This is a genomic window from Frateuria flava (assembly GCF_017837635.1).
GTDB classification, from domain to species: domain Bacteria; phylum Pseudomonadota; class Gammaproteobacteria; order Xanthomonadales; family Rhodanobacteraceae; genus Frateuria_A; species Frateuria_A flava.
Genome location: NZ_JAGJRS010000013.1, coordinates 322,916 through 336,763, shown reverse-complemented (window position 1 = coordinate 336,763; position 13,848 = coordinate 322,916). Strand labels below are relative to the sequence as shown.

Here is a 13,848-nt window from a genome sequence, read left to right as displayed (position 1 = left end):
CTCCACCAACTGGCGTCGGCGGGCCAACTGGTCGGCCAGGGCCTGGGTATCGGGCTCAGGCAGCGCCGGGCGAATGCGCTCGCCGAAGAGCGCCAGGATCCGCGCGTCGAGCGCGTCGGTCTTGGCTAACCGGCCCAGGCTCTTGGCAAACGCGCGCACCTGCCGTGGATTGACCACCACGACCGGCAGTTGTGCCGCCATCAACTGGGCCACCAGCTCCCGCTCCAGGCCGCCGGTGGCTTCCAGCACCACCAGCGAGGGAGCCAGCGGCTCCAGCCTACCGGCCAGCTCGGCCACGCCCGTCTCATCATTGCTGAGGGCCCATACCTGCTCGCCCTCGGTAACAAAGACATCCAATCGGGCCTTGGACACATCCACGCCCACAAAAACGTTCTTGGTCACGCTTGCGTCTCCCATGCACCCAACCTTGCGGAAGCGGGCTTTGAGCCCTGGCAACTGTTCGGGTTCTTGAAGGAAAAACTCACGCCGACCCAAGCTTCCCCACGGTCTGGTGACCTAAGGTGTAACGGTCTGGCGTGAGGGGATTAACTTACAAGGTGCCCGCAGGGCGGATGGGGGAGACCTTGCGAAAGGCTGGACGGTGCATCCGGGCAAGCGTCCCTGTCCGCCTGTCGGCACCTTCCCCCGCGTTTCGCGGGGGAAGGACTTGATAGCGGGCGCTGCGACTTCGGTCGCGCACAGGCAGGTGGTGCTTACTGCTCGGCGTCATCCAGCGCTTTCTTTTGCGCCGCGGCCTGATCGTCGAGTACCTTCTGCACGTCCTTTGCCTTCTGCTCGTCCTTCTTCAGGTCGTCCCATGGGGTGGCCACGCGCTCGGCCGCGGCGGTGGCCTGCGGTTCGGGTGCCTTGTTCGAGCAGCCGGCCAGCGCGAGCAGGCAGGCGAGTGGCAGCAACAGTTTCATGGCGGTTCCCCTGATCGACCCGGTGGGCAGTGTCCCGCCGCCGCGCGATCGCGGCAAGCGCATCGGCTAAGCTCTGCGCCCATGAACCCGCGCACCGACGCCTGGCAGCTCTCCGGCCACACCGCCCTGATCACTGGCGCCAGCAAGGGCATCGGCCTGGCCGTGGCGCGCGAACTTGGCGGGCTGGGTGCGGACCTGTTGCTGGTGGCGCGCGACGACGTCCATCTGGAGCAGGTCCGCGCCGAGCTGGCCGAGGACCTGCCCGGGCGCGAGGTGCTCGCCTTCGCCGCCGACCTGGCCGAGGACGAGGAGCGGCTGGCGGTGTTCGACTGGATCGCCGACATCGACGCGCCGGTCTCGCTGCTGGTCAACAACGCCGGCGGCAACGCGCCCGATGCCACGCTGGCCTACGACAGCGCTGACTACCGCGCGATCTTCGAGCAGAACCTGTTCAGTGCGTTCGAGATGTGCCGGCTGGCGCACCCGCACCTGGCCGAGCACGGCAACGCGGCGATCGTGAACGTCGGCTCGGTCTCCGGCATGGTGCACGTGCGCACCGGCTCGCCCTACGGCATGAGCAAGGCCGCACTGCACCAGCTCACCCGCAACCTGGCCGTGGAATGGGCGGTGGACGGCATCCGCGTCAACGCGGTGGCGCCCTGGTACATCCGCACGCAGCGCTCGGAAGCGGCGCTGGCCGACGTCGATTACCTGGAAGAGGTGCTCGAGCGCACACCACTCAAACGCATCGGCGAACCGGAGGAAGTGGCCGCCGCGGTGGCCTTCCTGTGCCTGCCGGCCGCCGGCTACATCACCGGGCAGGTGCTGGCGGTGGATGGCGGCTTCCTGAGCTTCGGCTTCTAGCCAGACGCCACGGCAGGAGCCCGCTTGCGGGTGATGCTCCTGCTCCGCTGGATCACCCTCAGAGCATCGCCCGCAAGCGGGCTCCTGCAGGAAGGCGGCGCTCCCGCGAGCTAGTCGCCGCAGTTGGCCAGTTGCGTCTGCAACTGCGCCTCGCGCTTCTCCAGCGGCGGACGCTGGCTTTTGAAGGCGTTGCCGAGCTTGTGCTCGTTCTCGTCGTAGGCGTCCTGCAGGGCCTGGCAGGTTTCCTCCACGTCCAGCTCGCGGCACTGGTCCTGCACCCAGACGTAGTTGTTCGCCACCAGGCCGGAGCTGACGCGCCCGCGGTTGGCCTCGGGGGCGGCGATACCGGCGCCGCCGCGATCGGGCCCGTAGACCTCCGACAGCGGCAGCTGCCCGGCGCCCAGCACGCCGTAGGGCGCCTGGTAGGGCGGTGGGTTGCCGTTGTCGCTGAGGTAGCTCTTGCCGTCGGTGGCGCGCACACAGGTGTACATCAGCGGCAGCGGTGCGGAAGGTACGGAAGGGGCGCGAGTAGGCGGTGGGGCGGCAGGTCGGGGTGCTGAGGCGGGGGCGGGCGGGCTGGGCGGTCGCGGCGCCGCGGGAGCATCGGCGACCTGCATGGTGCGCTGTTGCTGGCCTGCACTACAGGGTGTGTCCTGGTAGATCACCCGGCCATCGGCGGTGGTGCATTCGTAGATGGTGGTGGCCGCCGCCGTACCTGTCAGCGCGGTGGCGAGCAGGCCGAGGCCCAGCAGAGCGGGGAGTGGCGGGCGGCGCATGCGGCGATTGTAGGACCGCGCCGATGACCCGGTGGTGGAAACCGCGTTACCGAGTGGCCTTGAAGGAGCGTGCCGCATTGTCCCCGGTTTCCCGCGAGCCCCGGCCCCTCACCCCAGCCCTCTCCCCGCCGGGGAGAGGGAGCAGGACCGCGGCGGCCCCACCCATACCCCAACCTTCCCCCTCGCGGGGATAGGGAGCAGAACCCGCCCGCCCCTCACGCCAGCCTTTCGCCGAAAGGAGGGCGCAGGGGATCGGCCGCGCGACGGCCTAGAAATCGGGCTCGTGTTCCTCGGCGGCGAAGCCCAGCGTGACCGCGCCTTCGCCGACGTTGACCATGCCGGTGATGCTCATCGGCGCTTCCAGCAATGTCACGCCGGCTTCCTCGCAGGCCTGGCGCAACGTGTCGTAACCCGGCAGCCTGGCCAGCTCGGCCAGGTCGCCGCCGTAGCTGACGCACATCACCGGGACCATCAGGCCGGCGCGCACGCGGCGGACGGCATAGGCAAACAGCATCTCGGCCCCGTGCTCGAAGCCACGCACCTTGCCCACCGGGCCGGTCTCGCCGCGGAAGCAGCGCAACAGCGGCTTGATGTCGAGCGCCGTGCCGACCACTGCGCTGAACAGGCTGACACTGCGATCGCCGCGCTTGCGGGTACGGCTGCGCAGATGGTGCAGGTCGCGCGGCAGCATGTAGGCATAGGTGTGGTTGGCGATGACGCCAAGCCGCTCGCGGATGACCGGCGGCGCCTCGCCGGCGGCGATCAGCCGCGTGGCCTCGAACACCGCCGGACCTTCGCCGGCGAATACGTTGCGGGTGTCGACCACGCGCATCAGGAACGGGCCGGGCACGCCGGCGCGCTCGCGCACCTCGCGGTAGTTCTTCAGGATGGCGAAGCTGGCCTTGAGCACGTTCTCGTGGATCGGGCTGCGCGTGGCGGTGATGGTCAGGCAGAACACGCAGTCCTGCTCCAGCACCAGCTTGTCGAGGAACATCCGCTGCACGTCCTCGACCGAGCAGGGCTCGGTCTCGGCCGCGTGGGTGCCGGCCAGTTCCATGTGGAGGAAGCGGTCGATCTCGTCCTGGTTGCGGTTGTCCTTGAAGACGCTGCCGTCGAGCTTCACGATGACCGGCATCACCGCGATGTTGTGTTGCGCGAGGAACGCCTGCGGCAGGTCGCAGGACGCATCGATTGCCAGCCCCATCCGCATGTGTCATCCCCCTGGTCAATGACGCGCCGAACATAACACGCGCGTCAATACTGCGACTTGGTTCATGCAGCGCGGTTTTCGTCCGGTTTATCGGCTGCTTTCGCGATGGCTTGAGTGACGTCGCGGCGTGTCCGCACGTAGAATGCCGGCACTCGAATGGCTCCTGCCGGCGTGGCGTCGCCGGCGCGCGCGCATCGCGACCGCGATGCGTTCCCTTCGGAAACACCATGAAAGACAAGCAAGCGATCGTCTCCAACTGGCTGCCGCGCTATACCGGCACGCCGCTGGAGCAGTTCGGCCAGCACATCCTGCTGACCAATTTCGGCCTGTACGTGGACCTGTTCGCCCAGTGGCACGGCGTCGAAGTGCAGGGCCGCGACCGGCCGATGCCCAACGCCACCGCCGACGGCATCACGCTGATCAACTTCGGCATGGGCAGCCCCAACGCCGCCACCGTGATGGACCTGCTCAGCGCGGTGCAGCCGCACGCGGCGCTGTTCCTGGGCAAGTGCGGCGGGCTGAAGAAGAAGAACCAGCTCGGCGACCTGGTGCTGCCGATCGCCGCGATCCGCGGCGAGGGCACCTCCGGCGACTACCTGCTGCCGGAAGTGCCGGCGCTGCCGGCGTTCCAGCTGCAGCGCGCGGTCTCGACCATGATCCGCGACCTTGGCCACGACTACTGGACCGGTACCGTCTACACCACCAACCGGCGCGTGTGGGAACACGACGAGGCGTTCAAGGACTACCTGCGCCGCACCCGTTGCATGGCGGTGGACATGGAGACGGCGACGATCTTCGCCGCCGGCTTTGCCAACAAGATTCCCTGCGGCGCGCTGCTGCTGGTGTCCGACCAGCCGATGATCCCCGAGGGCGTCAAGACCGAGGCGAGCGACCGGAGCGTGACCGAGAAGTACGTCGAGGCGCACATCCGCATCGGCATCGAGGCGCTCAAGCTGGTGCGGCGCAACGGGCGCAGCGTCAAGCACCTGCGGTTCGAGGACGAGATGGAAGGCGACTGAGGCGGGGGTGTCCTGGGGGGGGGGCGAGGCAAGGCTTCCCCCATCCGCCCTGCGGGCACCTTCCCCCGTGAACGGGGGAAGGATCGTGCCGACCGCTACGCGTCCGAACCTCCCCATCGAATGCGGGAAGGGATCGTGCCGACTGCCACGTATCCGAGCCTTCCCCCGCGAACGGGGGGGGAGGTGCCGACAGGCGGATGGTGGCGAGCTTGCCGACGGCTACGGACTGACTCCCTCTCGCAGCCCCGCGCCACATCATTGACGCGTGCTCGGCGGGCGTCCATCACGCACCGCAAGAAACTGCGCCAAACGTAGCGTTCGCATCGCGCCTTTTTCACCCGCGGATGACCGCGGGCGCGGCAAGGTATCGGGGTCCAATCCCTTGCGCGTGTCGGCGTTGACGTTCCCCGTTTCGTCGATCCTTGCCAGATTCCCTCGAGCTCTGACAGGCACGCGCTCCCCGCGCGAGGAGAGCCCTTGCGCCCCGTCAGCGGCGCCCCGCGCCCGCAAGGAGCCAGCAGCCCATGAGCGAAACCGTCGGCGACTTCATCCTGCAACGCCTCACCGACTGGGGCATCCGGCGCATCTTCGGGTTCCCGGGCGATGGCATCAACGGAATCATGGGCGCGATGGGGCGCGCAGCGGAGCGCTTCGACTACGTGCGCGTGCGCCACGAGGAAATGGCCGCCTTCATGGCCGGCGCGCATGCCAAGTTCACCGGCGAGATCGGCGTGTGCATGGCCACCTCCGGCCCCGGCGCGATCCATCTGCTCAACGGCCTGTACGACGCGCAGATGGATCACATGCCGGTGCTGGCGATCGTCGGCCAGTCCGCGCGCAGCGCGATCGGCAGCGACTACCAGCAGGAAGTCGATCTGCAGGTGCTGTTCCAGGACGTCTGCGGCTACGTCGAAACGGTGCTCTCGCCGGTGCAGGTGCGCCAGGTGATGGATCGTGCCATCCGCATCGCCGCGGCGCGGCGCACCGTCACCTGCGTGATCGTGCCCAACGACATCCAGGAGCTTCCGGCGGTCAAGCACCCGCCGCGCAAGCACAACGACATCTACACCGGCGTCGGCTACGCCAATCCCTGTCCGGTGCCGAGCGATGCCGACATCAAGCGCGCGGCCGATATTCTCAATGACGGGCGCAAGGTGGCGATCCTGATCGGCGCCGGCGCCATGCACGCGGGCGACCAGGTGGTCGCGGTCGCCAACAAGCTCGACGCGGGCGTGGCCAAGGCGCTGCTCGGCAAGGCCGCGCTGCCGGACGACCTGCCGTTCGTCACCGGCTCGATCGGCCTGCTCGGCACCAAGCCGAGCTGGGACATGATGAACGACTGCGACACGTTGCTGATGGTCGGCACCACCTTCCCGTATTCCGAATTCCTGCCCGAGGAAGGCCAGGCGCGCGCGGTGCAGATCGACATCGATCCGCGCAACGTGTCGATGCGCTACCCGACCGAGGTGAACCTGATCGGCGACAGCGCGCAGGTGCTCGAACGCCTGCTGCCGCTGCTGCGGCCGAAGGAGAACCCCGATTGGCGCGAGCGCATCGAGCTCAACGTGCGCAAGTGGTGGCGGGACCTGGAAGCGAAGGCGATGGAGCCGGCCAACCCGATCAACCCGCAGCGCATCTTCTGGGAACTCTCCCCGCGCCTGCCGGACAACACCATCATCTGCGGCGACTGCGGCTCGCACACCAACTGGTACGCGCGCGACGTGAAGATCCGCAAGGGCATGATGGCCTCGCTCTCGGGCAAGCTCGCCACCATGGGCAGCGGCATGCCCTACGCGATTGCGGCCAAGTTCGCCTACCCGGAACGGCCGGTGCTGGCGATCGTCGGCGACGGCGCCATGCAGATGAACGGCAACGCCGAGATGATCACCGTCAAGCAGTACTGGAAGCAGTGGTCCAACCCCTGCTTCGTGGTGATGGTGCTGCACAACGACGACCTCAACCAGGTCACCTGGGAGCAGCGCGCGCTGGGCGGCGACCCGAAGTTCTCGCAGTCACAGGACGTGGAGGAATTCTCCTACGCCAAGTACGCCGAGCTGCTCGGCTTCAAGGCGATCCGCGTCGACCGCCCCGAGGACCTGGGCACCGCGTGGGAGCAGGCGTTCGCCGCCGACCGCCCGGTACTGCTGGACATCATCAGCGACCCGGACGTGCCGCCGCTGCCGCCGCACATCACCTGGAAGCAGGCCAAGGACTACATGACCGCGCTGGCCAAGGGCGACCCGGACGAGGGCGGCATCATCAAGCAGAGCCTGCGCCAGGTGCTCGCCGGCATCCTGCCGCACAGCCAGCGATGAACGCTGCGCGGCCCTCACCCGCCGCGACCGTTCCGGCAACGCGCCGCATCGCACGCATCGAGGTCGATGCCTACCGCATTCCGACCGATGGCCCGGAAGCCGACGGCACCATCGCCTGGGACGCGACCACGATAGTGCTGGCGCAGGTCTCCGCCGGCGGCCACACCGGATTGGGCTGGACCTACGCGCACGCCGCCGCGGGCGCGGTGATCGCCGACCCGCTGCGCGACGTGCTGCTCAACCAGGATGCCGACGACATCCCCGGCGCGTGGGCTTCGATGAACCGGGCGCTGCGCAACATCGGTCGTCCCGGCGTCGGCCTGATGGCGATCGCCGCCGTCGACGTCGCGCTGTGGGATCTGAAGGCGCGCCTGCACGGTACCTCGGTGGTGCGCCTGCTGGGCCGTGCACGCGAGGCGGTGCCGGTGTACGGCAGCGGCGGCTTCACCTCCTACACCATCGAGCGCCTGCAGGACCAACTCGCCGGCTGGGTCGAACAGGGTATGGCGCGGGTCAAGATGAAGGTCGGCACGCATCCGGACGACGATCCGGCGCGCGTGCATGCCGCGCGCGAGGCGATCGGCGCGGCGCCGGAGCTGATGGTCGACGGCAACGGCGCCTATGAGCGCAAGCAGGCGCTGGCGCTGGCCGAGTGCTACGCGCACGAGGGCGTGGGCTGGTTCGAGGAGCCGGTGTCCTCCGATGACCTCGAAGGGCTGCGCCTGCTGCGCGACCGTGCACCCGCCGGCATGAATGTCGCTGCCGGCGAGTACGGCTGGGATGCCTGGTATTTCCGCCGCATGCTCCAGGCCGGCGCGGTCGACGTGCTGCAGGTCGACGGTACCCGCTGCGGCGGCTTCACCGGCTTCCTGCACGCCGCCGCGGTGGCGCACGGCTTCGGCATCCCGGTCTCGGCGCACTGCGCGCCGCACCTGCACGCGCACGTCTGCAGTGCGGTGGGGCACCTGAAGCACGTGGAGTACTTCCACGACCACGCGCGCATCGAGTCGATGTTCTTCGACGGCCTGCCGGCGCTGCGCGATGGCGCGCTGGTGGTCGATGCGGACGCGCCAGGCCTGGGCCTGACCTTCAGGCAGCGCGACGCGGAACGGTATCGCGTCGCGCCGGAGGCCGATTGATGCACCCTTGCCCGCTCTTCGTGGGAGCCCGCTTGCGGGCGATGTTCCCGGCCAAAAGCATCGCCCGCGAGCGGGCTCCTACAGGAAGGCACCGGAGAGTGACATGACCCAACAGCGAGAACACGGCTCCGTCCCTTCGTTTCCCCGCAAGCCCGACGCCCCCGGCGCCGAGGCGGCCGCATCCTCCACCGACGGCCGCGACCGCCAGGACAGCCACCGCGATGCCGCGGTACTGCCGCTGGCGCCGCCGCGCGTGCGCCATTCGCACAGCGACCGCCTCGCCTTCTCCAGCGCCGCCGCCGCCGTGCTGGCGCAGGACCTGGCCGCGGCGCTTGAAGGGGAGGTGTGTTTCGACGACGGCAGCCGCGCGCTGTACGCCACCGACGGCTCGATCTACCGCCAGGTGCCGATCGGCGTGGTCAAGCCGCGCCATGCCAGGGACGTGGAGGAAGTGCTGCGCATCTGCCGCGAGCACGACGCGCCGGTGCTCTCGCGCGGCGGCGGCACCAGCCTGGCCGGCCAGTGCTGCAACACCGCGGTAGTGATGGATTTCTCCTACCACCTCAACCAGATCGTCGCGATCGACCCGGAGCAGCGGCGTGCGCGTATCGAGCCCGGCTGCGTGCTGGACGACCTGCGCGACGAAGCGGAGAAGCACCACCTCACCTTCGGCCCGGATCCCTCCACCCACGCGCACAACACGCTGGGCGGCATGATCGGCAACAACTCCTGCGGCGTGCATTCGGTGATGGCCGGGCGCACCGCCGACAACGTCCATGCGCTGGAGATCGTCACCTACGACGGCCTGCGCATGCGCGTGGGACCGACCAGCGAGGAGGAGCTCGAACGGATCATCCGCGAGGGCGGCCGCCGCGGCGAGATCTACGCAGGCCTCAAGTCCATCCGCGACCGCTACGCCGACCTGATCCGCGCGCGCTACCCGAAGATCCCGCGCCGCGTGTCCGGCTACAACCTCGACGAACTGCTGCCGGAGAACGGCTTCAACGTGGCACGCGCGCTGGTCGGCACCGAGGGCACCTGCGTGACGATCCTGGAGGCGGAGGTGCGGCTGGTGCCCAGCCCGCCGGTGCGATCGCTGCTGGTGCTCGGCTACCCGGACGTGTTCGAGGCGGGCGACCACGTGCCGCAGATCCTCGCTTACGGTCCGACCGGCCTGGAGGGCATCGACGATGCGCTGATCGCCGACATGAAGCGCAAGGACATGCATCCGAAGGACCGCGCCCTGCTGCCGCCCGGCGGCGGCTGGCTGATGGTCGAGTTCGGCGGCGACTCCAAGGAGGAGGCCGACGCCAAGGCACGCAAGCTGATGGCGGCGCTGAAGCAGGACGACCACCCGCCGAGCATGAAGCTGTTCGACGACAAGGACGAGGAGGGCATGCTGTGGACCATCCGCGAGTCGGGCCTGGGCGCCACCGCGCGCGTGCCCGGCCAGCCGGACGGCCATCCGGGCTGGGAGGACGCCGCCGTCCCACCGGACAAGGTCGGTCCCTACTTGCGCGACTTCCGCAAGCTGCTGGCCAAGTACACCTACACCTGCGCGCTGTACGGCCACTTCGGCGACGGCTGCATCCACTGCCGCATCGCCTTCGACCTCTCCACCCCCGAGGCGGTGGCGCAGTGGCGCGCGTTCATGGACGAGGCCTCCGACCTGGTGCTGTCCTACGGCGGCTCGCTCTCGGGCGAACACGGCGACGGCCAGGTGCGGGCTTCCTTTCTGCCCAAGATGTTCGGTGACGAGCTGGTCCAGGCGTTCGGCGAGTTCAAGGCGCTGTGGGATCCGCGCGGGCGCATGAACCCGGGCAAGGTGGTCGATCCCAACCCGATGGACGCCGACCTGCGCGATGGCCCCGGCTACCAGCCGCCGAAGCTGAAGACCGCGTTCGCCTATCCGGCCGACGGCATGAGCTTCGCCCAGGCCGCGCGCCGCTGCGTCGGCGTGGGCAACTGCCGCAACAAGCACAAGAACGTGATGTGCCCCAGCTACCGCGCCACCCACGAGGAGAAATGGTGCACGCGCGGGCGCTCGCACCTGCTGTTCGAAATGCTCGAGGGCGACCCGCTCAAGGACGGCTGGCGCAGCGAGGCGGTGCGCGATGCGCTGGACATGTGCCTGGCCTGCAAGGGCTGCAAGAGCGACTGCCCGGTCAACGTGGACATGGCCACCTACAAGGCCGAGTTCATGCACCACCATTACAAGGGTCGGCTGCGCCCGCGCGCGGCCTACGCGATGGGGCGCATCTTCGATGTGGCGCGCGTGGCCTCGCACGTGCCCTGGCTGGCCAACGCGGTGCTGCAGACGCCCGGGCTTTCGCACCTGGCCAAGGCGATCGGCGGCATCGCCCAGCGACGCACGATGCCGCGTTTCGTCAGCGAGACCTTCCGCGACTGGTTCGCAGCACGCCAGGCCCCGCGCACGCGCGGGTCCGACGTGCTGCTGTGGCCCGACACCTTCAACAACTACCTGCATCCGGATCCGCTCAAGGATGCCGTCGGCGTGCTGGAAGCGGCCGGCTACCGCGTGGTGGTGCCGCAGGCGACGCTGTGCTGCGGCCGGCCGCTGTATGCCGAGGGCATGCTGGACAAGGCGCGCGCGCAACTTTCCGACATCCTCGACGCGCTCTCGCCGCACATCGACCGCAGCGTGCCGGTGGTGGGACTGGAGCCTTCCTGCGTGGCGGCCTTCCGCGACGAATTGCCCAATCTGTTCCCGGGTGACGAGCGCGCGCACTGGCTGGCACGCAACACCTTCCTGTTCAGCGAATACCTCGACCGCGTCGGCTACGCGCCGCCGCAGTTCAGGCGCAAGGCGCTGGTGCACGCGCACTGCCACCACCATGCGGTGATCGGCACCGATGCGGAGAAGCGGCTGCTGGCCAAGGCCGGGCTGGACTTCACCTTCCTCGACGCCGGCTGCTGCGGCATGGCCGGCTCGTTCGGCTTCGACGCGAAGAAGGTCAACGTCTCGCTCGCGATCGGCGAGCTGGAACTGCTCCCGACCATCCGCGCGGCCGATCCGGACACGCTGATCATCACCAACGGTTTCTCCTGCCGGCAGCAGATCCAGCAATGCACCGGGCGCACCGCGCTGGACGTGTCGCAGGTGCTGGCGATGGCGCTGGCGCAGGGCAGCTCCAACCTGGACGCCATTCCGGTGCGCGAACGCGAAGCCTCGCTGCCGTCGGCACGCCCCGAGCCCGGGCGTGGCGGCGAGGCCTGGGGAGGGCAGTAAGCGTGACGGGACTGCCCGCGCCGGTCGCCCCCATCCGCCCTTCGGGCACCTTCCCCCGTGAGACGGGGGAAGGCTCCACCCTGCGGAAGCGCGCGTCCGTGAACCTTCCCCCGTCCCGCAGGGAAAAAACGCCGACAGGCGAATGGGCGCGATTAGAGCGAAAACCCCGGGCCCCCCGATCCCGCTCTCGCCTGCGAGCAACAACGCAGGCGCGCCTTTTTGCAGGAGCCAGCGCTGGTGAGCCTTTCCCCGTCTCGCGGGGGAAGGTACCGACAGGCGGATGGGGGTGACCGGAACAAAAACGCCCACCCCACCGACGCCGCTCTTCACAGGATCCAGCACCGCAGGAGCTCACACCGATGCACTACCAACTGATCCACCAGGACGACACGCGCACCTGGGCCGTCGTGCTCGAGACCGGCGACGAGGCCAATGCCTGCCTGCTCGCCTTCGCCCGGGATCAGCAGCTGTCGGCCGCGCACCTGACCGCCATTGGCGCGTTCGAGCGCGCGGTGCTGGGCTACTTCGCCTGGGACAGCAAGCAGTACAAGCGCAATGCCGTCGACGAGCAGGTCGAAGTGGTGTCGCTGATCGGCGACGTGGCGCTCAAGGACGACGAGCCGAAACTGCACATGCATGCCGTGCTCGGCCAGTCCGACGGGCGCGCACTCGGCGGCCACCTGCTCGAAGGCCACGTACGGCCCACGCTGGAAGTGATTCTCACCGAGGCGCCCGCGCACCTGCGCCGTCGCCACGACCCGTCCTCGGGCCTCGCCCTGATCCACCTCGACAAGGAGCTGCCATGACCACGCCAGAACCGATCGGCGAACGCCGCTGGGCCATCGCCGAAGGCTACATCCCGCCCGGGGGCACGCACGCGGACGACCCGCGCTTCCTCAGCCACGAAACCGCCTGCCTGCTCAACACCAACGCGCAGGACGCGCAGGTCACCATCACCATCTATTTCAAGGACCGCGAGCCGGCCGGGCCCTACCGCGTCACCGTCCCGGCGCGGCGCACGCTGCACCTGCGCTTCAACGACCTGAAGGATCCGGAACCGATCCCGACCGACACCGACTACTCCAGCGTTATCGAGTCGGACGTCCCGATCGTGGTGCAGCACACGCGGCTGGATTCGCGCCAGGCCGCGCTCGCGCTGCTCTCCACCATCGCCTACAGCTAGCCCCATCCCTTGCGGGCGCCCCGTTGCGGGCGATGCTCCCGCGCCCAGGCGCGCTGGAAAAAGGCATTGCCCACGACGGCGCATCTGCAGGAGCGTTCCAGGAGTCGCACATGCACAACAAGAAACCCGAAGTCGTCGTCATCACCGGCGCCTCCGCCGGCGTCGGCCGAGCCACCGCGCATCGCTTCGCACGCGACGGCGCGCGCATCGCGCTGATCGCGCGCAGCAGCGAGGGCCTGGAACGGGCCGCCGAGGAGGTGCGCACACTGGGTGGCGAAGCCCTGCCGATCCCGCTGGACGTGTCCGATGCCGACGCCGTGGAGGCGGCCGCGGAGCGTGTGGAGCAGGAGTTCGGTCCGATCGACATCTGGGTCAACGATGCGATGGCGACCATCTTCTCGCCCGTGCACGACATCAGCCCCGCCGAATTCAAGCGCGCCACCGAGGTCACCTACCTGGGCACCGTGTACGGCACGATGGCGGCGCTCAAGCGCATGCGCGAGCGCAACCGCGGCACCATCGTGCAGGTGGGTTCGGCGCTCGCCTACCGGGCAATCCCGCTGCAATCGGCCTACTGCGGCGCGAAGTTCGCCATCCGCGGCTTCACCGACGCGCTGCGCGTGGAACTGATGCACGACCAGAGCGACATCCACATCACGATGGTGCAGCTGTCCGCGTTCAACACGCCGCAATTCCAGTGGGGCCGCACCAAGCTGCCCCGCCGGCCGCAGCCGGTGCCGCCGATCTTCCAGCCCGAGGTCGCGGCCAAGGGCATCCATTGGGCGGCGCACCATCGTCGGCGCGAGCTCAACGTCGGCTTCCCGGCGGTCAAGGCGATCCTGGGCAACAAGCTGTTCCCGAAACTGGCGGACCGCCGTCTGGTCAAACTCGGCTACGCCGGCCAGATGGGCAAGCTGCCGCTGCCGGAGGACCGGCCGGACAACCTGTACGAGGCGGTGCCGGAGGATTACGGCACGCACGGGCGCTTCGATACGCGTTCGAAGGGCTACAGCCTGCAGCTGTGGGCGACGACGCATCGCGGCGTGGTCGCGGCGGGGGCGCTGGCGGCCGGGGCGTTGTTGTGGGCCGGTCGCCGCGGCATGCGGGCGGGCTTGCGGCGCTAGGGCGGTCCTGGGCAGCGGCATGATGGAACCGCCCGCTCCGGCCGC

At 69.1% G+C, this 13,848-nt stretch carries 12 protein-coding genes; 8 read left to right on the top strand and 4 right to left on the bottom strand.

What is annotated here, in order from left to right; genetic code table 11:
• Together J7I44_RS06805 and J7I44_RS06800 are read right to left on the bottom strand one after the other, a co-directional pair.
• Window positions 1–402, bottom strand: a 402-nt coding sequence (locus tag J7I44_RS06805; RefSeq protein ID WP_209617878.1) for an IS110 family transposase, incomplete at its 3' end; no start/stop codon positions are given.
• A 311-nt stretch (window positions 403–713) separates the two neighbouring features.
• A complete protein-coding gene (locus tag J7I44_RS06800) occupies window positions 714–923 on the bottom strand; it encodes a hypothetical protein (protein ID WP_209617874.1) in 210 nt (69 codons plus the stop codon).
• Between the two features lie 81 nt (window positions 924–1,004).
• On the opposite strand from J7I44_RS06800, the gene J7I44_RS06795 reads away from it, so the two are divergent.
• Window positions 1,005–1,787, top strand: a complete 783-nt coding sequence (locus J7I44_RS06795; protein ID WP_209617871.1) for an SDR family oxidoreductase — start codon at window positions 1,005–1,007, stop codon at window positions 1,785–1,787.
• A 110-nt stretch (window positions 1,788–1,897) separates the two neighbouring features.
• On the opposite strand, the gene J7I44_RS06790 is transcribed toward J7I44_RS06795, so the two are convergent.
• Window positions 1,898–2,563 (bottom strand): DUF4124 domain-containing protein, encoded by a 666-nt coding sequence (locus J7I44_RS06790; protein WP_209617868.1) that lies wholly within the window; start codon window positions 2,561–2,563, stop codon window positions 1,898–1,900.
• Between the two features lie 268 nt (window positions 2,564–2,831).
• Window positions 2,832–3,767 (bottom strand): DegV family protein, encoded by a 936-nt coding sequence (locus tag J7I44_RS06785; RefSeq protein WP_209617865.1) that lies wholly within the window; start codon window positions 3,765–3,767, stop codon window positions 2,832–2,834.
• A 233-nt stretch (window positions 3,768–4,000) separates the two neighbouring features.
• Here J7I44_RS06785 and J7I44_RS06780 point away from each other — a divergent pair, with 233 nt between their 5' ends.
• The 7 genes from J7I44_RS06780 to J7I44_RS06750 all read left to right on the top strand — a co-directional run bounded on the left by J7I44_RS06780 (window position 4,001) and on the right by J7I44_RS06750 (window position 13,803).
• Entirely contained in the window at window positions 4,001–4,792 is a 792-nt protein-coding gene (locus J7I44_RS06780) for an AMP nucleosidase (protein WP_209617862.1), read from the top strand.
• A gap of 524 nt (window positions 4,793–5,316) precedes the next feature.
• Window positions 5,317–7,107: a thiamine pyrophosphate-requiring protein gene (locus J7I44_RS06775; RefSeq protein ID WP_209617859.1), complete on the top strand. Its 1,791-nt coding sequence runs from the start codon at window positions 5,317–5,319 to the stop codon at window positions 7,105–7,107.
• Entirely contained in the window at window positions 7,104–8,246 is a 1,143-nt protein-coding gene (locus tag J7I44_RS06770) for an enolase C-terminal domain-like protein (protein ID WP_209617856.1), read from the top strand. The genes J7I44_RS06775 and J7I44_RS06770 overlap by 4 nt, the downstream gene beginning before the upstream one ends.
• A 103-nt stretch (window positions 8,247–8,349) precedes the next feature.
• The gene (locus J7I44_RS06765; protein WP_209617852.1) at window positions 8,350–11,496 is read left to right on the top strand and encodes an FAD-binding and (Fe-S)-binding domain-containing protein; all 3,147 of its coding nucleotides are present in this window, start codon (window positions 8,350–8,352) and stop codon (window positions 11,494–11,496) included.
• A 359-nt stretch (window positions 11,497–11,855) separates the two neighbouring features.
• Window positions 11,856–12,302 carry a PPC domain-containing DNA-binding protein gene (locus J7I44_RS06760; RefSeq protein ID WP_209617848.1) on the top strand — a complete coding sequence of 149 codons (447 nt, stop codon included), beginning with the start codon at window positions 11,856–11,858 and terminating at the stop codon, window positions 12,300–12,302.
• On the top strand, window positions 12,299–12,679 hold the full coding sequence (locus J7I44_RS06755; RefSeq protein WP_209617845.1) for a sensory rhodopsin transducer: 381 nt from the start codon (window positions 12,299–12,301) through the stop codon (window positions 12,677–12,679). The genes J7I44_RS06760 and J7I44_RS06755 overlap by 4 nt, the downstream gene beginning before the upstream one ends.
• Window positions 12,680–12,789: 110 nt before the next feature.
• Entirely contained in the window at window positions 12,790–13,803 is a 1,014-nt protein-coding gene (locus tag J7I44_RS06750; protein ID WP_209617842.1) for an SDR family oxidoreductase, read from the top strand.
• The last annotated feature ends 45 nt before the right edge of the window (window positions 13,804–13,848 follow it).